The organism is Sphaerisporangium corydalis, assembly GCF_025506355.1.
GTDB classification, from domain to species: Bacteria; Actinomycetota; Actinomycetes; order Streptosporangiales; family Streptosporangiaceae; genus Sphaerisporangium; species Sphaerisporangium corydalis.
Genome location: NZ_JANZYP010000013.1, coordinates 32,011 through 55,230, shown reverse-complemented (window position 1 = coordinate 55,230; position 23,220 = coordinate 32,011). Strand labels below are relative to the sequence as shown.

12 protein-coding genes are annotated in these 23,220 nt (G+C 73.1%); 4 read left to right on the top strand and 8 right to left on the bottom strand.

The features are described 5' to 3' along the window. Positions 1–103: 103 nt before the first annotated feature. From NYZ98_RS12040 to NYZ98_RS12030, 3 genes are all read left to right on the top strand, one after another. The gene (locus NYZ98_RS12040; protein ID WP_262842719.1) at positions 104–11,107 is read left to right on the top strand and encodes a WXG100-like domain-containing protein; all 11,004 of its coding nucleotides are present in this window, start codon (positions 104–106) and stop codon (positions 11,105–11,107) included. Next, positions 11,104–11,628 carry a hypothetical protein gene (locus NYZ98_RS12035; protein WP_262842718.1) on the top strand — a complete coding sequence of 175 codons (525 nt, stop codon included), beginning with the start codon at positions 11,104–11,106 and terminating at the stop codon, positions 11,626–11,628. Before NYZ98_RS12040 ends, NYZ98_RS12035 begins: the two co-directional genes overlap by 4 nt. A gap of 65 nt (positions 11,629–11,693) precedes the next feature. Beyond that, the gene (locus tag NYZ98_RS12030; RefSeq protein WP_262842717.1) at positions 11,694–12,308 is read left to right on the top strand and encodes a hypothetical protein; all 615 of its coding nucleotides are present in this window, start codon (positions 11,694–11,696) and stop codon (positions 12,306–12,308) included. Positions 12,309–12,321: 13 nt separating this feature from the next. Here NYZ98_RS12030 and NYZ98_RS12025 read toward each other — a convergent pair whose 3' ends face one another. The 5 genes from NYZ98_RS12025 to eccCa form a co-directional block, all read right to left on the bottom strand. After that, on the bottom strand, positions 12,322–13,302 hold the full coding sequence (locus NYZ98_RS12025) for a WXG100-like domain-containing protein (RefSeq protein WP_262842716.1): 981 nt from the start codon (positions 13,300–13,302) through the stop codon (positions 12,322–12,324). Next, a complete protein-coding gene (locus NYZ98_RS12020) occupies positions 13,299–13,712 on the bottom strand; it encodes a hypothetical protein (RefSeq protein WP_262842715.1) in 414 nt (137 codons plus the stop codon). Before NYZ98_RS12020 ends, NYZ98_RS12025 begins: the two co-directional genes overlap by 4 nt. Positions 13,713–13,933: 221 nt before the next feature. Then, the gene (locus NYZ98_RS12015; RefSeq protein WP_262842714.1) at positions 13,934–15,055 is read right to left on the bottom strand and encodes a bifunctional WXG100 family type VII secretion target/C40 family peptidase; all 1,122 of its coding nucleotides are present in this window, start codon (positions 15,053–15,055) and stop codon (positions 13,934–13,936) included. Next, positions 15,052–15,360: a hypothetical protein gene (locus NYZ98_RS12010; protein ID WP_262842713.1), complete on the bottom strand. Its 309-nt coding sequence runs from the start codon at positions 15,358–15,360 to the stop codon at positions 15,052–15,054. The genes NYZ98_RS12015 and NYZ98_RS12010 overlap by 4 nt, the downstream gene beginning before the upstream one ends. Positions 15,361–15,512: 152 nt before the next feature. Beyond that, complete coding sequence (gene eccCa, locus NYZ98_RS12005) at positions 15,513–19,490, bottom strand: type VII secretion protein EccCa (RefSeq protein ID WP_262842712.1); 3,978 nt, start codon at positions 19,488–19,490, stop codon at positions 15,513–15,515. Between the two features lie 231 nt (positions 19,491–19,721). On the opposite strand from eccCa, the gene eccD reads away from it, so the two are divergent. Then, positions 19,722–21,206 carry a type VII secretion integral membrane protein EccD gene (gene eccD / locus NYZ98_RS12000; protein ID WP_262842711.1) on the top strand — a complete coding sequence of 495 codons (1,485 nt, stop codon included), beginning with the start codon at positions 19,722–19,724 and terminating at the stop codon, positions 21,204–21,206. Between the two features lie 3 nt (positions 21,207–21,209). On the opposite strand, the gene NYZ98_RS11995 is transcribed toward eccD, so the two are convergent. From NYZ98_RS11995 to NYZ98_RS11985, 3 genes are all read right to left on the bottom strand, one after another. Then, positions 21,210–22,139 carry a WXG100-like domain-containing protein gene (locus NYZ98_RS11995; protein WP_262842710.1) on the bottom strand — a complete coding sequence of 310 codons (930 nt, stop codon included), beginning with the start codon at positions 22,137–22,139 and terminating at the stop codon, positions 21,210–21,212. Beyond that, positions 22,136–22,567, bottom strand: a complete 432-nt coding sequence (locus NYZ98_RS11990; RefSeq protein WP_262842709.1) for a WXG100 family type VII secretion target — start codon at positions 22,565–22,567, stop codon at positions 22,136–22,138. The genes NYZ98_RS11995 and NYZ98_RS11990 overlap by 4 nt, the downstream gene beginning before the upstream one ends. Positions 22,568–22,780: 213 nt before the next feature. After that, on the bottom strand, positions 22,781–23,182 hold the full coding sequence (locus tag NYZ98_RS11985) for a YbaB/EbfC family nucleoid-associated protein (RefSeq protein WP_262842708.1): 402 nt from the start codon (positions 23,180–23,182) through the stop codon (positions 22,781–22,783). Positions 23,183–23,220 lie beyond the last annotated feature (38 nt).

The following is a 23,220-nucleotide window of genomic DNA, read 5'->3' as shown; positions in this document are numbered from 1 at the left end:
ACAGGAGCGGACCCCGGTCCGCTCCCCGCGCCCCCGGCACCGGCCGCGGGCGCCCGTACGCGAGGCGGCCGGACCGGACGGCCGATGACCAGATTGGGGTGACGTGTCCGCCAACACGAACCCCGCCGTCAATCCGAACACCCCCGGTGGCCAGGCCACCCTCGGAGACGCGGGCGGCAGCGCGTCCGTCGACGTCACGCCCGCGTGGGGCGAGAGCCTTCCCGGGTGGGCGTCCACGCTGGTCTCGCTGATCGTCTCCGGGCAGAGCTGGCCCGAGGCCAGCGAGCGCCTGCTGTGGGCGCTGGCCAAGGAGCACCAGGCGCTCGGCGCCGGCCTGTGCGGTTCGGTGGACCCGAGCGTCACCGCGTGCCGGACCATCCTGACCGGGTGGGAGGTGCCCGCGACGCCTCTGTACCTCTCGGAGGCCGACGTCCTGTTCTCCGAGCAGTCCGGGGTCACCAAGATCGGGATCGACAACCTCACCAAAGCGCTCCAGGCCGACGGCTTCGCCCGCGAGACCCAGTACTCCAAGATCTCCATCAACGTGGCCTTCTGGGTCGCGGTCATCGCGGCGTTCATCGCCCTGGTCAGCGCCTTCTTCACGGCCGGGGCGAGCGCGCCGATGGTCGGGCCGATCGCCGCCTCCGCGCGCGCGGCCATCAGCCGCATCCTGGCCCGGCTCGCCGCCGTGGCCGGGCGCGGCTTCAGCACCGGCGCCGTCACCAGGCTGGCCGGCTCGACCGCGGCCAGGGCCGGCGGCGGCGGTCTCGTACGCACCCTGCTCACCAGCCACCTGGGCCGGGAGATCTTCGAGGAGATCGGCGAAGAGGTCTTCATCGACGCCTGGTCGCAGCGCGACCAGATGAAGCAGGGGACGCGCAGCGGCTGGGACTGGAAGAAGACCTCGGCCTCGGCGGTCGGCGCGGGCGGTGGCGCGGTCATCGGCATGCGCGCGGCGGCGCCGCTGTCCCGCTACAGCAACCGGATCCCCCTGCTCAGGGCGCTGAACAACGCGGGCGGCACCGGGCCGGGCGTCGGGAACGCGTTCGCCAGGTTCCCCGGGCGGGCGGTGCAGACCGGGCTCAACAACGTGGTCGCCTCCCCCGGGGGCAGCATCCTGGCCAACGGCCTGGTGTACGGCACCTGGCAGCTCCCGGACGCGGAGTCGCTGGTCGGAGCCGCGATGGGCGGCGCCGGGCGGACGAACACGATCAGCCCGTTCAACCCCGACGTGCTCATGGCGGTCACCCACCCCATCTCGACCCTGGCCTCGGCCACGGACACCGCGGCGGCCTCGGACGCCACCCGCGCGGCGAACCTCGCCAGCGCCTCCGGCAACCCCCCTGCCTCCGGCAACCCGCCCGCCACCGGCAACCCGCCCGCTTCCGGCAATCCCCCCGCATCGGGCAATCCCGCCGCCTCGGGCACCGGCGCGTCGGGCACCGGCCCCGCCACGAACCCCGTCGTCGTCCCCACCGCCGCCACGGGCAACCCCGCGACGGGCAACCCCACCGCCACCGGCACCGGCGGCCCCACCGGCGGCACCAACCCCGCCACCTCGGCCACCGGAACGGGCACGAACCCCACCTCCGGCACAGGCACAGGCACAGGCACCGGAACCGGAACCGGAACCGGGACGAGTGCCACGTCCGGCACCGGCTCCAACCCAACCTCCGGCACGGGCACGAACCCCGCCTCCGGCACCGGAGCGAACCCCCCATCCGGAACCGGGACGAATGCCGGGTCCGGCACCGGCTCCAACCCGACCTCCGGCACAGGCACGAACCCCGCCTCCGGCACCGGGGCGAACCCCCCGTCCGGAACCGGGACGAATGCCGGGTCCGGCACCGGCTCCAACCCAACCTCCGGCACAGGCACGAACCCCACCTCCGGCACCGGGGCGAACCCCACCGGAACCGGCTCCAACCCCGCGTCCGGAACCGGCGGCGGCCCGGGTGCCTCCGGAACCGCCTCCAACCCGACGGCGGGAACGGGGGCCGGCGCGCAGAGCGCGGTCGCCGGGCCCACGGTTGCCGGGCCCACGGCCGCTGGAGGTCCCGACCCCGGCCAGCCCTCGGCGGGGCAGGGAACGCCCTCGGGACACACGCCCACCGGCACCGCCCAAGGGGCGCCCCCCACGCCGCAGGGGACCCCCGCTCCCCTGGCAGGCGCGCCCGCCCCCCAGACCGGCAACCCCGGGGCCACCCCCACCGGCTCGAACGCGTCCGCCGCACAACCCCCGCCCGCCCAGGCCACCGGACAGACCCCCGTCACACCCACCCCAGGACCGAACACCGCCGTACCCACCCCAGGACCGAACCCCGCCGCGCCTGCCACGGGGCCGAACACCGCCGTACCCACCCCGGGACCGAACCCCGCCGCGCCTGCCACGGGGCCGAACACCGCCGTACCGCCCCCGGCCGCACCGGCCACAGGGCCGAACGCCGCCGTACCGACCGCGGGGCCGAGCACCGGCGCACCTGCCGCGGGGCCCACCGCGTCGGGCCAGCCCGCGGCAGGTCCCCCCGCGAACGTCGCGCCCACCGGAACCCCGGCCCAAAGCGGCACGACACCGACGCCCGCCCCGAACACGGCGCAACCGCCCCCGCCCGCCGGCACGGCCACCGGGCCCGGGGCCACCACCGGGACCACCGGCCCGGGGAACACGACGCCCCAGAACGTGCCCCCCGCCGGGCCCGTCCCGACCGTCGTCCCCGCCGCCTCCCCCACCCCGGGGACCGGCACGCCCACCCCCGCCTCCGGCACCCCCGCCACCACGACCGGCTCACCGGCCCCCGCGACCGCACCGTCCACCCCGTCGACCGGCACACCGGCCCCTGGGACCGGGACCCCCGCCGCGTCCGGCTCACCGGCCCCCGCGACCGGCACGTCCGCCCCATCGACCGGGGCACCGGCTCCCGCGACCGGCACATCCGCCCCATCGACTGGAACGGCCGCCGCTCCGTCCGGAGCGCCGGCTTCCGCGTCCGGGACGCCCGTCGCGAGTGGGACCCCGGCGACGGGGGTGCCGGGTCCCGCGGCCGGGACGGGGACCGCCGCCGTCGCGCCGGTCGTGCCGCGGGTGGTCGCCGACTCCGTGTTGAGTGAGACGTTGCCGGTGGTCGCCCCTGGCGCGTTGCCGCTTCAGGATGGCACCGTCCGGCTGACCGCTCCGGACGGGCGGGTCACCCACATCCCCGCCGACGTCCTGTCCCGGATCCGCCGGCGGCTGGCGGTCCGGGCCGCCGACGGCGCGTCGGAGGACCGCCTGCGCACCGAGGCGGCGGCCTGGCTCGGCGCCGCCGACGCGAGGGCGAGTCATCGCCCGCCGATGGAAGGGGCGCTGGACGCGCTCGCGCGGCTGACCGAGGTCTCCCCGGACCTCGCGGCCCTCACCGTGACCGTCGCCCAGGAGGTGGTGGGGCACCGGTGGAACCGCGTGAACCTCTCCCACCTGAGCGAGGCGGCACGCGCGCTGGCGACCGAGGCCCGCATGACCGGCACCGAGCCGCCCCAGGGGATGTACGCGCTGCGTACCAACGTGCTGGACGCCCAGCGGCAGGAGATCAGCGAACGGGCCGAGGGCCTGGAGGCCGCGCTGGCGAACCCGGCACCGGCCCCGAGCCCGGCGGTCGTCGCCCCGGCCCTGAGCACCGCCCCGGCCGCCCGTCCGGACCAGGGGGTCGTGCGGCGGTTCCTCACGGAGCGCCTGTTCAGAAGGGGCACGGCCGACCCGTACGTGGAGGCGCGGCTCGGCGAGTACCGGCACCTGGCGCGGCTGTGGACCGACGGCACCCTCGACGAGCGGACCGTCCTGCGAGGGCAGATCACCGACCTGGCCCGGGACCTCCAGGCGCACGACCAGACCCCGCCGGTGGCCCCCTGGACCACCGACCGGGTCCACACGGCCCCCGCCCCCGCCACCCCGGCCCCACAGGGAACGGCCACCACCACACCAGCGGGCACGACCTCGACCGCCACCGCACCGCAGGGAGCCCCCGCCGCCGTGGTGCCGGTGGTGGTGAGTGAGCTGGCGGAGCGGGTTCAGCGGATGGGGCGGGCGCTGACGGACCTGGACGCGGGTCTGGTTCAGCGTACCGAGGTGAACCGCAAGAAGCTCGAGGAGAACATCGCGGCGGCCCGCGACGCGAAGGCCAAGGCGAAGACCGCCTCCACCGAAGAGGACTCCGGCGCCGTCGAGCGCGTGCGCAGGTCCCTGTTCGACCAGGACCTCGCGCAGGATTCCGCCGCACGCCACGCCCGGATCGCCAAGGGGTACGCCAGGGCCGCCGAGCAGGCAGGCCGGGTCGCCAAGGTGTACACCGCCCTGGCGGAGACGCTCGACCGGCTGGCCTCGGGGGTGGACCCGACGCCGGCGGCGGACCTGGCCGCGGAGGTGGCCAGGCTCTCCCGCGAGGCCGACGCCGCGTTCGCCAAGTACCGCAGCGCGATCGAGAACGCCCTGCCGCCGGCCCAACTGCTGCGCACCGGCCTCCCCGCGGGCCGGCTGCCGCACCTGCTGCGGCTGACGCGGGTGGTGAACGACCTGCTCGCCGAGCGGGGCATCGACCACCGCTACACCGCGCAGGAACTGCTGTGGGAGCTGCGCTCGGAGTTCCGCAGGCTCGCCTCGACCGACGGCGCCGTGCTGCGCGTCGGAGCGCACAAGGAGGGCGAGCTGCGCGTCCGCCTCACCATGGGCGAGCCCGTCGAGGTGCCGGACGCGAAGCGCAAGGCCTCGGAGATGATGGCCGCCTGGCTCCCTCAGGGGGGAAGCTGGGTGGGCGCCACCCTCTCGCGCATCCTCGGCGGCTCGTTCGGCCTGGACCTGGCGACCATCGCGAACCTGGCCCCCGACACTCCCGGGTTCTGGCACCACGTCAAGGCGCTGGTGAAGATCCTCGTGCTCAACGTCAAGACGAACACCGGTCACCTGACCCAGACGAGCGGCAACTCCGCCGAGTACGTCCTGCCGGGCTCGGTCACCGACAACCGGGGCGACGCGACCCTGTACAAGGTGCCCGTCGACTACGAGGTGGACCTGCTGTACCCGGGCAGGCGCGGCGCCCCCACCCGGACCCCGGCGGTCCACGTCTCGGAGGGCATGGCCGGCGACAAGCCGGACCTGGACCTGTGGCTCTCGCACGCCCACACCGAGCGGCCGCACAAGCACACCGTCACGCTTCCCGACGCGGAGGTCCAGCGGACGGCGTTCCCGAGGAACGTGATGCTGACCGTCAACGGGGCCACCGCGCTGGCGGACCGGACCGTGGACTCCGTGGCCAGGAGCCACAGGTCGGTGAGCGACCTGGCCCGCGCCGAGATCCACAACGTGATCACCGAGGAGCTTCCCGGGCACCTCAAGGAGGCGGCCGACAACCCCGACGGGTACCAGCGGGTGATCAACGATGGCGGGCGCCCGGTGGGCTTCCTCCGTGTCCAGGCCAAGGTGGTGACGGCGAAGCTGGCGGCGCGGCCGACCAGGAAGCAGCACCAGGAGTGGCTGGGCGTCAGCTTCTCCGGCGCCAACGGCTCGGCGTCGGACTCCAGCTCCTCGGGGATCAGCCTCACGGCGGGCGTCCACGACGGCTCCCCCGACTCCCCCGCCGCCCGGGGGCTCGCCGCGCTGAAGGCCCACGTGCTCGGCCTCATCCAGAAGTCGTGGTCACGGGCGGACGGGCAGAGCGCGGGCGGCGTGGCGATCTTCCCGCTGGTGCGGCGCTGGATGGGGCACACCAACCTGCACGCGGTCGTCACCGAGGTCACGGTCACCTTCAAGCCGTTCGGCGCCTCCGAGTCCAGCACGCCGGTCTCCGGCCGCGTCGACGGCCTGATCCAGACCCCGGAGATGGACGCGGCACGGTACGGCTGGGAGGTCGACGCCAACGCCGTCGAGCGGGGCCCGGGACGCCAGGCGCTCACCAACCCGGACGGCTCGACGCGGCTGCGCGGCGACCCCACCCCCGGTCCGCCGCCCGGCCGCAAGCCGAAGATCCCCGAGTGGCTGGGCGACGGTCCGAAACAGGCGCGCGGGGCGGGGCCGACGATGGTCGACCTGGACCCGCGCGAGGTCCTCGAGCGGCGGCTGGAGGTGGAGGCGTCCCTGCGGGGCATGGGCCTGCTGCCCGCGCTGGACCGCGACGGGATGCCGGTGATGGACGACGACCCCCTGGTGCGGGACGCCCAGCTCGCCAACATGCGGGAGGTCTCCGAGCAACTGTCCGCCAACGCGCTGAACACCCGCATCGACCAGGCCTCCCAGGACCGCATCCACCTCGACCTGCTGAAGATGAGCCGCTTTCACAGCGTGGAGCACGTGACGGTCAGCGTGTCGCTCGACCCGGCCGGCGAGCCGGTGTACGCCGGGATGACCTCCGTCGAGCCGCAGGTCCACCTGAACATCGGCTCCAGCACCCAGGCGCGGTCGAGGAGCCGGTCGAAGAACTTCACGCTGGGCTTCGGCGCCGGGGTCGGCCGCAAGGTCTTCGACGCCTTCCTCCGGTTCACCGGCCTGGACGGCGGCTACCAGTGGAGCATGGGCAGGCTCGCCGCGTGGGCCATGGGCAACACCCTGAACGCGGTGACGCTCGTGGAGAGCACCGGGCAGTCGGCGGTCTTCAACCGCGGCTACGTGATGCGGGTCGACCTGATCGACGAGAACGGCGTGCCCACGTCGCTGCTGGCCCCGGAGACGGTGGCGAAGGTCGTGGACGCGCGGATGCTGGTGCCCCGCGACCTGCTGCCCGAGAAGGACGGCCGGCACCTCACGCAGGCGCCGCACCCAACGCCGCTGACGATGATCCGCCGCTCGACGCTGCTCCACATGGACGCGGGCGCCATGATGGACGCCATCAGGAAGGTGCTGCCGACGGGGGCGCTGAGCGACTCCGAGGCGTTCCACCATCTCGCCGCCTTCTCCAACGTCCGCAGCCTGATCTCCAATGTCGGCTGGCTCTTCACCGAGTTCAGTACGAACCTCGCGATCCGGCCGCAGGGCATGTCGCCGACCCAGGCGTCGGTGGCCATCAGCGCCGAGCTGGGCGAGTCCGAGCTCGTCGGGATCAACGACCTGGTGACCGGCGAGATCACGCTGGCCCTGGGCAGCAGCGCGACGACGATCGGCGTCCACCACGGCCACGGGGTGAACGGCAGCGTCGGCCTGGGATACCGGCAGAACGGCAACCCCTCGGGGGGCTTCGGGGCCAACGGGTCCGCGTCGGTCGGCGGCTCCAAGTCGGCCACCCAGATGTCCATCTCGGGCCGCGAGCAGCTCACCGTCGAGACCGGCAAGCAGTACACCTACCGGACGCTCGCGAAGATCAAGGTCGTCGGGCGGGAGGCGGGGAGCGACGAGTCCAAGACCGAGGTCCTGCTCGACCGCCCGATCATCTACACGATCCCCGAGCACGACGCCCTGCTCCTGTACAGCCACGACGAGATCCCGATCCCCCTGGACCTGGTCGCGGACGCGATGGAGCGCTATCTGCACGGCAACATGCGGCTCGACCGCGCCACGGCCGTGCGGATCATGCGCCGCTACCGCTCGGAGCGGGCCGCCGCGCTCAAGGCCGGCACCCCGGTCGGCAAGCTGGTCGCCAAGCACACCTCCGACACGGTGTTCACGCAGTTCGTCAAGCGCCTGAGCCTGGCGGACAACGGGAAGGCGTCCTCCCTGGACGACCTGCTCGACCCCCGGCGCGACCGGCCGAAGCCGCAGATGGCCATGCCGAAGAGCTTCCGGCGGGCGATGGGCCTGACGACGTTCGAGTCGATCGACCTGGTCGACGAGAACGGCGACCCCGTCGAGCTGTTCGACTCGATGATCGCCGGCATCCAGAGGTCGGCCCCGGGCGCCGTCGTGTCGGATCCGACGCTGTGGCGCGCCCTGTTCGGCGACACGGCCGGCGAGAACTGGTGGGGCAAGGCGGACAACATGCTGGGCCGCCACGGGTTCGAGTGGGAGATCCCGGTACGTCTGAGCTCGCACCACACCGAGCTGTTCCGGCTCACGGCGAACCTCGACATGGGCCAGGAGCTGCCGGAGCTGGAGGGCAAGCACGACGAGAAGGTCGACATCAGCCAGGGGTACGCCTACTCGGAGGAGAGCCGATCCGCCTCCAAGGGGTGGGGCGCGGGCGCGGGCGCCGGCGCGAGCGGATCCGGGTCGGGCCTGGGCGGGAACGGCGGCGTGAACTCCGAGAGGGGCCACAACCGGCAGAACTCGCGCGGCAGCCAGCGCACCCTGCTGGAACGGGTGCTCTCCTCCGACGGCGCGGACCGTGTCAGCCACGGTGTGACGCTCACCATCCAGGTCGAGCGATCGCCGCTGCCGCCCAACCAGCCGGGCAACCGGATCACCCGGCCACTGCGCAAGGCCGTCCGCGCCGCGTGGCGGGGTGCGGTCAAGGGCGTCAAGGCCGCCGACCGCTACGCGACCGGGATCGGGCACAACGCGCCGACCGCGCCGGCGCCGCCCGAGAAGCTCCCCCCCATCGTGCTGAAGGGCCGCGCCGTCCGGGTCGTGCCGGACGGCCTGACCATCTCGGCGGACAAGGCCGAGGAGGCGCCGTACCAGCTTCCCGACCCTCGCGCGGTGACGCTGCCGGACACCTACTACACCGAGACGGCGGGCACCGACGACGTCATCGACGCCGTGCGCGCCCGGCTGGCCCAGGACGACATGCTCGGCGAGGCCGGGCTGCTGGAGCACTCGACGCACGTCAACCACGGGCTGGGGCCCATGGCGATGACCGCGAACTTCCGCTGGATGACCGACCCTGAGGGGCACCGGATGCTGCGGCTGCCCGTCCCCGGGCGGCTCAACGAGGTGGTGGACGTGTACCTGCGCGCCAGGCCGAGCCAGCCCCGCCTTGAGGTCGGGCGGCGCGCGGACATCGAGCTGGGCCGGGTCGACCGTATGCAGCGCGTCTACGGATCGGCGGTGGACCGCAACCGCCTGCTCCCCTTCTCGTTCGGCTTCGGCTTCGGGCAGGGCGTCACCGGGACCGAGGAGGGGATCTCCTTCGGCGAGCAGGCGGGCCAGCGGTTCTCCTCCGGCGGCGGGAACCGCAACGAGACCAGCTTGTTCGAGAAGGGCTGGGTGGTGTCGGCGGAGTTCCGGGTGGACTACGACATCGTCGTCGAACGGCACACCGTGCGCCGCGACGGCAGCGATCGTCCCGGCACCAGGATCGAGCTGCCGCGCCCGGTGGTCGGCCGCGCGCAGCTGCTGATGTTCGAGCACGACCACCAGGCCATGATGCGCGGGCTGGAGGCCGATCCCGCGCCGGCCGAGGGCTGGAACTTCGACGACCTGGACTCCGGCGCGGACCGGAGGCGCACCGCCCCGGCGGCCGTGCCGGCCGCCGCGCCGCAGGAGCTGGACGAGCTGATCTCGGCGGCGATGGCCCGGCCCCGTACCCACGAGGACCTGTACGCGGACGTGGCCGACCTGCTGGCCGCCCGCATGGGCGGCTCCCGTGGCCCGGTGTCGCTGGCCGTCGACGCCGACGCCGCCCAGCTTCCGCTCTCGCTGGTGTGGGCGCGGCTGCTGGCACGCGAGACCGGGTCGGAGGTGCGCATCGACGTGCGCGAACCCGGCGGTGAGGTGCGCTCCTATGTGGCGACCCCGCACGGCGCGCTGTCCAGCGTGGTGCCGGACGGCGGCTTCACGACCGCGTTCGCCTCGTTGCCGCCGGAGGTGTGGGGGACGGCGGTGGAGAACGATCTCGACCTGCGCTCGCTGTTCAACCGGGGCGGCGGGCAGGGCACCTTCACCGAGCAGGTCAGGCAGGCGCTGAGCGACCGCGGGATCTCGGTCCCCGAGCCGTACACGCCGGTGTTCCCGACCAAGCTGTGGGGGCCGGGCCCGGACCGGAGCGGCGGCTCGACGATGGGCGGCTTCGGCGTCTCGGCCCCGGTGGAGCCGGGGTCGGGGTTCGTCAAGGGCCGGCCGGCGGGGGCGGCGCTGCTGGACGACGCGGAGATGCGGGACGCGTGGACCGACGTCCAGGCGTCCGACATCAGCGAGGGCTTCCTCGCCTCCACGTGGCCGGAGGGCTCGCCGGATCTCTCGGTGGACACCGGGGCCCTCGGCAAGCAGCACTTCCGTCCCGTCGTGGAGGCGGTGCCCGACGACCAGATGGCCAGGACCGAGCTGCACACCGGCACCGCCGCCGACCCGCACATCATGAAGCTGGACCCGGAGACCCCCGCACACCTGGTGACCCGGACCATGATCCACGAGGTCGGGCACTCCCTGCGGGAGCTCGCCGCGACCGCCAGCGGGTCTCCGCAGGGCATCGTCCGGCCGTCCCTCGCGGCGGCCACGGCGGTGGCGGCCGCGGCGGCGAACCCGGCGGCCACGCCCGTCCAGACCGACGACCTGTGTGTCGACACGCGCCGTGACGAGCACCGCTACCTGTCCCGCAAGTGGGCGGAGGCGCCGGCCGACCGGCGGGCGGATCTGGAGTCCCAGATCAACGGGCTGAAGCGGTTCTTCGAGGCGCGCGGCCTGCCCGTGCCGGTCCCGCCCTGGTCGGCCGCGCTCCAGCAGGCGCCCGCCGCGGACTTCGCGAGCCTGCTCAACGGCCCGGTGTCGCCCGGCTCACCGGCCGCGACGGGCTCCGTGCCGCCCCAGGCGGGGCCGAGGGCCGAGACCAAGGACGAGTTCTGGGCCCGGATGCGGCGGCTGGCCAACACGACCGGCTGGATCCCGCCCGAGGAGGAGCCGGACGCCAGGCGTGCCCCCGTGCCGGCGCCGAGCTCGCCTTCCCCCTCCGCTCCCGGGCCGGTGGGCAGCTCGTCCGGGCCGGGCGCGCCGACGCCGGGACCCGGCGAGCCTCCCGGTCCCGGCGGGACGCCGAGCACGCCGAAGCCGGTGGACGAGCCGGACCCGATCAAGGTGAAGGTCAAGCGCAACCAGACGCTGTACGACATCGCCAGGGAGTGGCTGGGCCCCGACGCCAGCCAGGAGGAGCTCGAGCGGGCCGTCGACGACTGGTACAAAGCAAACCGGGCCGTGATCGGCAGTGACCCGAGTGTGATCCACCCCGGCCAGGTCCTGACCGCCCCGGCCAGGAAATCTGGCGCGAAAGGACGGACATGAGGTTTCCGGTGGCGCGGACCAGGGACGAGGCGCACCTCTACCTGGACCTGCACCCGTGTGAGGAGTGCGGTTCGGTCGACACGACCTGGGAGAACGGGCTGGTCGACGCGGAGGGCGCCCTGGCCGCCCGGTACTCGGGCACGTGCGCGGGCTGCGGGACGCGGCGGGTCCACCTGTTCGGGCTGCCCGAGCGCGAGGTGGTCTCCGCCCGCTTCCCCACGTTCGGCGGACCTGAGCCGTCGCAGTTGCTGGACGCCGGGGAGTGGCTGTGGGTGGCCGACCTGACCGCCGGCAACGTCCCCGCCGGCGACCCCGACGCGGCCCGGCAGGCGCTGGCCATCGCGGTCGCGGCCGTGGAGGAGGTCGTCAAGTTCATCCCGCCCGGCGCGGACACGGTGCCGGGCACGGCGTTCTGGACCGACCGGGGGAGGCTGACGCGCGACACCGAGCCGGGCCGGTTCCAGGTCGAGCGGCTGCTGATCGTCCGCGACACCTACCTCAGGCTCGCGGAGAAGCGGTAGCCCTCGCGAGCTGCCGCTAGGGTCGAAGTCGCCACGGGCACGGCCGGGGGAAGGGAGAGGACGCGATGTCACCGCTTGTCGCGAGGACCCTCGTTGAGGCCTACCTGTACATCGACCTCGCGGCGCTCGCCGCCGACGACCGCGACGAGGAGTCGGAGGAGGCCGGTCCGGTCCGCGACCACCAGGCCGCCACCACGATCACCGAGGGCCGCGAGGCCTGGACGCTGCGCTTCGACGGGCGCGACCTCGAACCGGCCCTGGAGGTCGTCGTCCTGGTGCCGTACCAGACCGAGTACCAGGCCAGGCAGGAGGGGCTGCGGTTCGGCGACGGCCCGTCGGAGCTGATCGACGCCGGGCAGTGGAGGGTGGTCAGCGCCGGGTACGCCCGCCGCACCATGCGCAACGACCTGGAGTTCGCCGAGGACCCCGGCGACCCCCGGCACTTCCAGAGCGTGGTGACCGGCTGGGAGTCGGCCCGCGACGCGGCCATCGAGGTGGCCAAGTTCCTCCCCGACGGCGCGGACGCGGTGCCCGCGTCGGCGTTCTGGTCGGAGATGGGCTCGGCGGCCCACCGCGATGAGCCTGAGCTGTTCACCCGGGAGGCGCTGGAGACCGACATCGCCTTCTTCCAGGAGACCCTGGACGACTTCATCGTCACCCACACCGGCAGAAGGTCCTGACCGCCGGCGACCGCTAGGACGGCCTGATCGAGCGCACGCCGTGCGTGAGGATCTTGCTCGTCCAGGTCTGCCAGTCGGTGGGGAACGGCTGCCCGTCCGGGTTCTGCAGGAAGTTGTCGGTGACGGAGTAGGTCGCCGAACCGGACAGGCGGCGGACGAAGTCGCCCCAGCGGGTGCCCTTGGGGGTGAACCTGGTGACCGGGATGGCGTCCCAGACCGTGTTGTACGCGGCGTTGGCGGCGGCGCCCTGGAGGAACTGGGTCCCGTTGGTGCCGAAGGAGAAGACGTCCCTGCCCTTGTCGTCGGTCCGCACGCCCGACGCCCCGTACACGCCGAGCCTGATCGCCTGCTGGCCGCCCGCGTAGGCGGCGCTCTCGATCGAGTAGTAGAAGAACGAGTGCACGAGCTTCTCGACGCTGAGGCCGAGCAGCTTGAGCCGGCTCTGCGCGAGCCGCTGGAAGTACTTCTCGATGATCTTCTTCTGCACCATCGTGGACAGCCCGGCGCTGCTCCAGCCCCACATCGAGGTGAACAGCATGTTGGTGTACGACTGGATCGCCAGCACGATCAGGATCTTCCTGGTCGTCTCGACGCACTCGGCGTAGCCCTCGCAGGCCTTGGCGATGCGGCGGCACAGGCCGGCCACGTCCGGCGGGTATCCGGAGAAGCCCTCGGGCGGGGTGGTGACGAACGGGCCGTAGGTGCCGCCCCCGCCCGCCCACATCTTCTTGAACGCGTCGATGCCCAGCCCTGAGTTCTTCAGCCACACCTGCACGGCGGCGTCGTTGGCGGCCACCAGGCCCGAGTCGATCTTCCCGGCCAGGTCGTTCATGATCGTGGCGGCCTGCCGGAGCTTGTCCGGGTCGCCCTCGGGCCAGTCCACCATGAGGATGGCGCTGGCGAAGGCGGCGTGCGTCACCATGCCCACGCCCATGGTGGTGCCCACCGGATGGGCCTTGACGAGTTTGGTGAAGCCCGCGAGCGGGGGGGTCACGCGACCTTGGCCTTGGTGGTCGGCGTGTACAGCTCATCCTGGGCGACCACCGTCGCCAGGTCGGCGACCGTGTTCCACTGGGCGGTGTCGAGGTTCCCCCCGCTCGTGGCGAGCTTGGCCCCGATCAGGGAGTACCCGTCCTCGATGTGCCCGATGTGCGTCACGGCGTCGGTCAGCGCGCTCAGGAACCCCTTGCCGCCGCCGACGCCGTGGTAGAACTTCTGGCCGTTCTCGTCCCCGCCCCAGAACTCCCCCAGGGCGGCGAGGGCCGCCACGGCGTCCATCACGGCCTTGTCGAGGGTCACGCTCTCCTGGGTGAACGCGCCCCCGGCCTTGGCGAGGTCCGTCGAGCTGACGTCGGTCGTCGGCGCCGTGGACCCGCCACCGCCCGGGTCATCAGGAATGGCCACCGCAGGCTCCCCCCGCCATAAGGCGCAAATCGGACAGCCTGATACTAGGAACGTCTGATTACGAGGAATTTAAGATCAAGTTTCTGTGCCGTACATCTATCCGTGCATCCCGGAAAGGCGTGCGGAAAGCTTGATCACGATTCGGTGCCGGGGCGCGGGCGCACCGCACCGGCCGGCGGCGCCGAAACGGCCGCCGGCGGGTGCCGCCGTCACAGCGAGGGTCAGGTGAAGCGGCGGTAGGTGATGGGGGCGTGACCGGCCACGTTCTGGATCTGCACGACCGTGCCCGAGTGGGGCGCGGCGATCATCTGCCCGTTGCCGATGTAGATCGCGGTGTGCGTCGCCGGGTCGCCGAAGAAGATGATGTCGCCGGGCTGCGGCGGGCCCACGACGGGCTGGCCGCTGTGCTGGTACCCGGCGGCGGTGCTGTCGCCGATCTTGATCCCGGCCTCGTTCAGTGAGACGTGGACCAGGCCGCTGCAGTCGAACGCGTTGGGCCCGTCGGCGCCCCAGACGTAGGGCTTGCCGAGGTGGGACCTGGCCGCCGCGACGATGTCCGCGCCGGTCCCGTTGCCGGTCACGGTGTAGGGGACGGGCTGGCCGCCGCCACCGCCGCCACCGCCGCTCTGCCCGCCACCGCCGGACTGCCCGCCGCCGCCGTTCGAGGACGAGCCGGCGCCGTTCCCGTCGCCGGTGTTCCCGGCCAGGTCGGTGGTGCGGAGCTGGTCCTCCGGCACCGGCACCCACTCGGTGGTGTGGCCGGCACCCGGGACGAACGACTGGTCACCGGCGGCCGGGATGTCGGCGAAGTCCGGCGAGGCGTCGCCGAGGTACTTGTCGATCTCGCGCTGGGCGGTGGACACCGCCGTCTCCGCCGCGCCGACGTGCCCCTGCGCGAGCGAGACCGCGCTGGAGACCTGTTCGGTGATCCCCGGCTTGAGCTGGTCCTCGGTGGCGTGCGGGTTCCTGCGGCGGTACTCCGCGACCCAGCCGAGCAGGTCGCCGCACACGCTGTCGACGTTCTTCTTGGCCGACTCGACCGCGCCCGCGACGGTGTCCAGGGAGGTCGCGCAGTCGCCCAGCACGTCGTTGAGGGCCTCGCCCGCCTGCCCGTACCGCTTCATGTACGCCACGAAGGCGTCGGCCGAGGCGCCCATCCAGGCGATGTCGACCTGGCCCACCGCGCCGCCGAGCAGCTTGAACGGCTCGGTCGTCAACGTCGCCGCGCCGCGCCAGCGCGTCGCCACGGCCCGGATCGCGGCCGGGTCCCCGTTGGCCTTGTTCGCCAGGTCGACCAGGGCCTGGCCGCCGGGAAGGGCCCCCACCGCCCCCATGTCGGTCATACGGCGGGCAGATTCGAGGTCGTGCCGTGCTCGGCCTTCTGGATGTTGCTCTCGATGGTGTCGAGCGCGCGTTCCACCCCGTCGAGACGGCTCTTCACCGTGCCGAGCTCTCCGTCGGCGTGCCCCTCGACCCGGCCGACCGCGCCGGCCAGCGCCTCGGCGCCGGCCAGCTTCCCGAACATCGACGACCCTGCCCCGTCCTTGGACGGGAAGCCGTCACCGATCAGGGCCAGCTTGCCCGCCTGCGTGTTCACCGAGACGCGAAGCTTGGCGAGCGCCTCGCGATTCAGATCGATACCTGCCACCGGGACCGGCTCCCTCCGCCGTCACCGAGAAACCATCCGCTCGGACGTCCTCCGGCCGCCGGCCGGCTACCCGCGTGCCGTCGACCAGATCTACCGAAATCGATCATATCTACCTACTGATGACCATGGGGGGTAAATCACATCGTGTGTCCTCAGCCCTCCGCGGGCCCCGACTGGGGCAGGAACGCCGTCTGGATCAGCCGGGCGCCGTACCTGCGGTCCACGTAGTTGGCCCGGCCCGGAGGCAGCGCGTGCGGCCGCACGCCGAACAGCACGCCCTCGTCCCGGTCGCCCGACAGGATGACCGCCGGGCTGGCCATGTCCTTCAGCCGCTGCATGACCGGGTCGAACATCGCCCGCCCCGCGCCGCCCATCGCGCGGGACAGCACCAGGTGCAGGCCGATGTCCCTGGCCTGGGGCAGCAGGTCGAGCAGCGGGGTCAGCGGGTTGCTGCCGGTGGCCACCAGGTCGTAGTCGTCCACGATGAAGTACAGGTCGGCCCCCTTCCACCAGTTGCGCGCGCGCAGCTGGTCGGGGGTGAGGTCGGCCGGCGGGAGCCGCTTGACCAGCGCCTCACGGGCCTCGGCGACCATCTCCGCCGCCGCCGTGCTGGAGGCCGCGTAGCCGATGCGGTGCTCGGTGTAGGCGGCGTCCAGGAGCGAGCGGCGGTAGTCGATGACGATGAGCCGCGCCTCGGCCGTGGTGTTGCGCGCGACGACGGCCTCGGCGACCAGCCGCAGCAGGTTGGACTTCCCGCTCTCGGTGTCGCCGATGACCGTCAGGTGCGGGTCGACGTCGAACTCCGCCGAGACCGGCGACAGCGTGGCCTCGTCGATGCCGATGGGGATGCGCCGCCCGGTCTCCTCGGGGCCTGGCAGGGAGTCCACCGGCAGGACGGCGGGCAGCAGCCGCACGCGCGGAGCGGGCCGCCCCTGCCAGGACTCCCGGACGCCGTCGACCAGGGCCCGCACGCCCACCGTGAGGTCGTCGGCCTGCCGTACCCCGTCGATGCGGGGCAGCGCGCTGAGGAAGTGCAGCCCGTCGCGGGTCAGCCCCCGGCCGGGGACGCCCTCGGGCACCGCCAGCGCCGTCTTGCGGTTGACCTCCGACTCGTAGGCGTCGCCCAGGCGCAGCTCCAGCCGGGAGCCGAACAGGTCGCGGATGCCGGGCCGGAACTCCGACCACTTGTTGGTCGCCGCGACGACGTGGATGCCGTAGCTGAGACCCCGGGCGGCGAGGTCGGTGATGGTGGGCTCCAGCGAGTCGAAGTCCTGCCGCACCGTGAGCCAGCCGTCCACGACCAGGAACACGTCGCCGAAGTCGTTGCCGGTGATGTTCCCCTCGGCGACCTCGCGCCGGTAGGTCGCGAACGAGTCGATGCCGCGCTCGGAGAACTCCCGCTCACGCTGCTGCAGCAGGGAGGTGACCTCCGCGACGGTACGGCGCACGCGGTCGCCGTCCAGCCGGTTGGCCACGCCGCCGACGTGCGGCAGGCCCTCCAGCGAGGCCAGGGTGCCGCCGCCGAAGTCCAGGCAGTAGAACTGCGCCTCACGCGGGGTGTGGGTGAGCGCGAGCCCGGCGATCAGCGTGCGCAGGACGGTGCTCTTGCCGCTCTGCGGCGACCCGACGATGGCCAGGTGGCCCGCGGCGCCCGACAGGTCGACGCCGAGCGGGTCGCGCCGCTGCTCGAAGGGGCGGTCCACGATGCCGAGCACGGCGCGCAGCTTCCCGCGCCCGCCCCAGCCCGCGGTGGTCAGGCCGTGCTCGGGGGTGATGCTCAGCGGCGGGAGCAGGTGGCTGAGGGTCAGCGGCTCGGCCAGCGGCGGCAGCCAGATGCGGTGCGCGGGCGGTCCGTACCCCTGGAACTGGCGGACCATGATGTCCAGCAGGCTGTCCCTGCCGACCACCGTGGGCTCGGCCGGCTCGGGGTCGGGCTGCTGCGCCGGGGCGGCCGGCGGGACGTAGGCCGGGCCGTACAGGACGACCTGGCGCTGGTCGGCGGAGGCGCGCCGCTCCTGGCGCGCCTCGGGCGCGAACGGGCCCGACACGTAGGCGGCCTTGAACCTGGTCATCCCGCTGGTGTCGAACTTCAGGTAGCCGTTGCCCGGCGCCGAGGGCAGCTCGTAGGCGTCGGCGACGCCGAGGACGACCCTGCTCTCCATGGCCGAGAACGTCCGCAGGCCGATGCGGTACGACAGGTGCGTGTCCAGGCCGCGCAGCCTGCCCTCCTCCAGCCGCTGGGACGCCAGCATCAGGTGCACGCCGAGCGACCGGCCGAGCCGGCCGATCATCACGAACAGGTCGATGAACTCCGGCTTGGCCGACAGCAGCTCGCTGAACTCGTCGAGCACCACGAACAGCGTGGGCATCGGCCGCAGGTCGGCGCCCTGCTCCCTGGCCCGTTCGTAGTCGCGCAGCGAGGCGTAGTTGCCCGCCGAGCGCAGCAGCTCCTGGCGGCGCACCATCTCGCCGTGCAGGGCGTCGTACATACGGTCGACCAGCGGGAGCTCGTCCTCCAGGTTGGTGATCACCGCGGAGACGTGCGGCAGCGACTCCATGCCGAGGAACGTCGCGCCGCCCTTGAAGTCGACGAGCACGAAGTTGAGGATCTCCGAGGAGTGGGTGGTGGCCAGGCCGAGCACCAGGGTGCGCACCAGCTCGCTCTTGCCCGAGCCGGTCGCGCCGATGATGAGGCCGTGCGGCCCCATGCCGCCCTGGGCGGACTCCTTGATGTCCAGCTCCACCATCCGCCCGTCGGCCCCGAGGCCGATCGGCACCCGCAGCCGGTTACGCGGCGCCCTGGGGCGCCACAGGGCGGGGATCTCCAGCTTGCGGGGGTCGGGCACCCCGAGCAGGTCGGTGAGCGTCATGTTGGCGGCCAGCACGTCCTGGCTGTCGCCGCTCTTGGCGGTGGAGGCGCGCAGCGGCGCGAGCTGGCGGGCCAGGCCGTCGGCCTGCAGGAAGCTCAGCCGGTCCGGCCGGCCGAGCCCGGTGACGATCTCCTTGCCCGCGTGGTCGAGCTGGATCCGGTTGAACCGGTCCCCCAGCACCTCCAGGCGCAGCGTGATGCCCTCCTCGGTGGCCGAGGTCGAGCCGCTGAGGTCGATGACGGTGACCCCCTGGATGGCGTCCGCGCCGAGCTGCGAGTCCTGCGGGACGTACCCCCCGTCGACGATCACCACGTGGTAGGGCAGGGAGTCGACGTTGGGGCCCGGCCGGAACCGGCCGCGGTCCTTCAGCTCGCCGCCGAGCAGGCGGTCGAGGTCGCGCAGGTCGTCGGCCATGAGGCGCACCGGGCCCGCCGCGTCGGTCTCCTCGGGGTGCAGCGCGTGCGGCAGCCACTTGACCCACTCCCACTGGGCCATCCACTCCTTGCTGGCGCACACGGCGACCCGCATGTCCTCCGGGGAGTGGAACACCGCGAGCTGGCCGACCAGGGCCCGCACGAGGTCGTGGACGGCCCCGGTCTCGCCGGTGGGGATGATGCGGGCGAAGGAGTGCAGCGCCATGGCGATCGGCAGGTCGTCCACGGTCGAGTGCGCGCGGACGAAGCGGCGCAGCGCGCCCGCCGACATGGCGTCGAGGTCCTCGACGGGCTTGGAGTCCGGCGGGATGAGCTGCACGGCGAGGCGCTGGGTGCCGGTGCCGGCCCGGACCGTCGCGAAGTCGCCGTCGCGCGGCCGGCGCTCCCACAGGCGCGGGCCCATGACGACCGACCACAGCGAGTCGGGGTCGGGGCCGTTCCAGTGCAGGGCCTCCCGCTGCTGGCGGGCCGCCTTGCGCACCTTCTTCCTGGTCTGGGAGAGGTAGCGGAAGTAGTCGCGCCGCAGGCCGTTGAGCCGCAGCTTGCGCTCTCCGGAGGCCCTGCCGAGCTGGCTCATGCTCATGCCGACCATCGACAGGGCGAACATGCCGCTGGCGACGTACATGATGGGGCTGCCCGAGCCGCCCGCGGTGAACATCAGGGCCATCGCGGCCCCGCCCGCCACCATCGGCATGAAGGTCAGGACCTGCATGAAGCCACCGGAGGTGGTCTCGGGGATCTCCGGCGGCGACTCCAGCAGGATCTCACCGCGCGGCGGTGCCGGGGGCGGCCGGCGCTCGGGTCGCCGGACAACGACTATGCCCACGTCGCTCCATATCAGAGGGCCTGTCCCCGGAACCTCTGTGCCCACGGGTCTCAAGGGGAACTCGTACCGAACAGCTAACCGTAGCGAACAGCGATCACACGGCCGACCGCGTCCCCCACGAACCCCGAGTCTCACATAAATATGGACGTGTCACTATCGAACATAGACATGTCCCCACTCTCCGGGCATACCGTCCCGCTACGGTATTCGCGTGACCTCAATGGAGCCGGTGTGACGCTGAACCCGATGGCGGGACCCCCCACGCGCGGCCCCGGGGGCCCCGGCGCGCTGAACGTCATGAACGGCGCGCCCAAGGCGGCCGTCCTGCGCCCGCCCGGGTCCGCCATCGCCATGAGCCGGGTCACGATCGTGACCCAACGCAAGAGGATCGACCTCGCGGTCCCCTCCGACCTCCCCCTGGCCCACGTCCTGCCGAACCTGCTGGCCGCCGCGGGAGAGGACGGCGACGAAGCCGTGCTCTCGACCACCGGATGGGTGCTGCAGCGCGTCGGGGGCCGGGCCCTGGACCTGGACGCCAGCATGACCACGCTCGGGATACGCGACGGCGAGGTCCTCTACCTCCTGCCCCGCCCCTCCGAGCTGCCCGAGGCCGTGTTCGACGACGTCGCCGACACCATCGCCACCGGCATCAAGGAACGATCCGGCCGCTGGCAGCCCCGGCACACCCGGACGACGGGCCTCAGCGTGGCCGTGGCGTTCCTGCTGGCCGGCGCGCTCGCGATCACCATGGCCGGGCCGCCCTGGACGCTGACCGTGATCGTGGCCGGCGTGCTCGCCCTGGTCCTGATCGGCGCGGGCGCGGCGCTGTCCCGGGCCGTCGGGGACGCCGGCGCGGGCGCCGTCATCGGGTACACCGCGCTGCCGTACGCCTTCCTCGCCGGGCTGCTGGCACCGGCCAAGGACGTGGGCATGCTGGGGTTCGGGGCGCCGAACCTGCTCGCCGGGTTCGCCATGACGGCGCTCGCCGCCACCGTCTCCGGCTGGGTCATCGCCGAGGGGCTGCCGAACTTCTTCGGCGCCATGCTGGCCGCCATGGCGGGCGCCGCCGGCGCGGCCATCGTCATGATCTGGGACGTGCACCCGGCCGGTGTCGCCGCCCTGCTGGTCGCCATCGTCCTGGCCTGCACCCCGCTGATCCCGACGCTCTCCTTCCGGCTCGCGCGGCTGCCGCTGCCGAGCGCCCCGAGGAACGCCGAAGAGCTGCGCACCGACTCCCAGGAGCTCGACGGGCCCGACGTGAAGAAGCGCGCCGTCGAGGCCGAGCGGTTCGCCACCGGCCTGGCCGCGGGCGCCGCGCTGGTCGCGATCGCCGCCGAACTGCTGCTGCTGGGCGCCTCGGGGTGGACCGGCGGGGCCATGGAGGTGGTGCTCGCGCTGGCGCTGGTGATGCGCGCCCGCGTCTTCCTCGGGGTCGGCCAGCGCGTGTGGCTGTTCGCGGCCGGCGCGACCGGGTTCGTCGCCTTCGTGGGGGCGATGGCCGTGACGAGCCCGGCGGCCGCGCTGCTCGCCGTCCCGGCGCTGCTGGTGATGGCGGCGGTGAGCGCGGGCATGGGCCTGATGCTGCCGCAGCGCAACCCCACGCCGTTCTGGGGCAGGGCCGGGGACATCGTCGAGTTCATGCTGATCGTCGGCCTGTTCCCGCTGGCCCTCGGCGTGCTCGACGTCTACGCCTGGGTGCGCGGCCTGGCGGGGTGAGGGCTACCTCGGGCGGTAGCCGGGGTCCTTGCCGCGCTGCGCCGTGCCGATGAGCAGCTTGGACATGAGCTGGCTCATCGTCGGCAGGACGTCGGTGCCCGTCTTGCCGCTCTCCACGTTGTAGGCGACCGTGTAGGCGCTCGACCCGGCGTAGAACGAGGCGAAGTCCCCCGCGTCGTTGTTGCGGAACACCTTGGTCATGGGGCCCACCTTGGTGAGGTCCCAGACGCCGAAGAAGACCATGCACGCGGCGAAGTCCTTCAGCGTCGACGAGGCGTTGTCGCCGAAGGACCCCACGTCGTCGCCGAAGGACACCTTGGTGCCCAGCGCCAGCGCCTCGTCCCCGAGGGCGAAGGTGGCGCTGCCGACCGTGTAGCGGACGAGCTTGTCCATCACGATCTTCATGACGGCGTTGCTGAGGAACTTCAGCAGGACCGTCGCCTGCACCTTCTTGTACAGCCGCTGGAGCAGCCACTCCGACAGCAGCGTGACCCGGGCGCCGACCCAGGGCCAGGAGCAGGCGAACATGAGCTGCGTGTAGCTGATCACCGAGAGCACCTGCAGAGCGTGCTTGGTGGTCTCGACCGCCGTGGCGTACCCCTCGCACGCCTCGGCCACCCGCCGGCAGTACGCCGACACCTGCGGCGGATAGGCGGCCACGCCACCGGGCGGGGCGCCGGACCCGCCGGAGGACCAGAAGGCGCGGAACGCCTCCGAGCCCGCGCTCGGGTTCGCCGTCCACACCCTCTCGGCGACCCCGCCGGTGGTGGTGGCGTTGGCGTCAAGGCGCCCGGCCAGCGACCGCCAGACGGCGGCGGCCTGGCGCGCCCCGTCCGCGTCGCCCTCGGGCCACTCCGACAGGATCGTCAGCGCCACGAACGCGGCCATGCCCGTCCCCGCCGCGGGGTAGAGCGCCGAGCGGCCGAGCTTCATCTCGGGACCTCCGGCAGTCTCGGGATCGAGGCCCAGTCGGCCGCCCGCACGTTCCGCCCCATGACGACGAGGCGGTCGCCGATGCCGTCGTACACGGTGGACAGGGCCCGGACGTCGGAGGTGATGTCGGCGGCGACGGCACCGTACCCGGCACGGCCGCCGTCGCCCTCGTGGAACTTTCTGCCCGCCTCGTCGCCGCCCCAGAAGGCCCCGATGGCCGCGAGCCGGCCCGCCGCCTCGCGCATGGCCCCGTTGAGGTCGGTGACCTGGACGTCGAACAGCTTGGCGAGGTCGGCGAGCCCGGACGGCGACACGTCCAGCCCCGGCCCCGGCCCCCCGGCCGCCGGCCCCGTGACGGCGCCCGGCCCTGTGCCGGGCGGGCTGGTGGGATCGTACGGATCGTACGGCGTGTGCCTCGGGTACGACATGAATCCCCCGTGTCGCGAAGAGATGGCGACAGGAGTGGTCACGTCCGCCGCCGGCGGGTCGTCGGTCACGACCGGCGGGATGTCCAAGGGATGAACACCGGCCGGCGTGATCGACAATACACGGTATTCCTACACGAAATAAGGAGAATACGCGCAGTGACCCCAAGCGGGTGATCCGGCACGTCGAGCCTACGCGCCGGAGGCGGCGGGCGGTCAGTGGGTGTCGGGGGACCAGGCCTCGCCCATCGAGCGGGCGACGTCGTCCAGCCACGCCTGCGTGTCCCCCGGGTCCAGCGAGGGGGCGTCCTCCCCCACGACCTCGCGCAGGAGCTCCTGGCTCGCCCGCGCGGCGTCCTCCTGCGCGGCCCGCACGGCCTCGGTCACGGCCTCGGCCAGGGTGCGGCTGTCCATCCGCATGGCCCGGGGGTCGAGCGTGACCTCCTGGATCCGGCCCCCTCCGTCCACGACGGCGCCGATGAGTCCGCCGGCGGACTCCCCCTCCCCCTTGAGGTCCGCCAGCTCGCCGACCAGCCCGCTCAGCCGCCGCACGGCCTCCCTGCTCCGCTCGGCCACCTGGTCGAGGTCCTCAGGCCGGAAACCGTCCGGGTCGAACACGCGCGCCTCTCCTCTGCTGGTCCGGGTAACGTGCGGGA

Excerpts from the sequence above, each read along its gene's own strand:
- NYZ98_RS12035 (WP_262842718.1), top strand. The coding sequence starts at position 11,104 with ATGAGGTTTCCGGTGGCGCGGACCAGGGACGAGGCGCACCTCTACCTG.
- NYZ98_RS12030 (WP_262842717.1), top strand. The coding sequence starts at position 11,694 with ATGTCACCGCTTGTCGCGAGGACCCTCGTTGAGGCCTACCTGTACATC.
- NYZ98_RS12015 (WP_262842714.1), bottom strand. The coding sequence starts at position 15,055 with ATGACCGACATGGGGGCGGTGGGGGCCCTTCCCGGCGGCCAGGCCCTG.
- NYZ98_RS11995 (WP_262842710.1), bottom strand. The coding sequence starts at position 22,139 with ATGAAGCTCGGCCGCTCGGCGCTCTACCCCGCGGCGGGGACGGGCATG.
- NYZ98_RS11990 (WP_262842709.1), bottom strand. The coding sequence starts at position 22,567 with ATGTCGTACCCGAGGCACACGCCGTACGATCCGTACGATCCCACCAGC.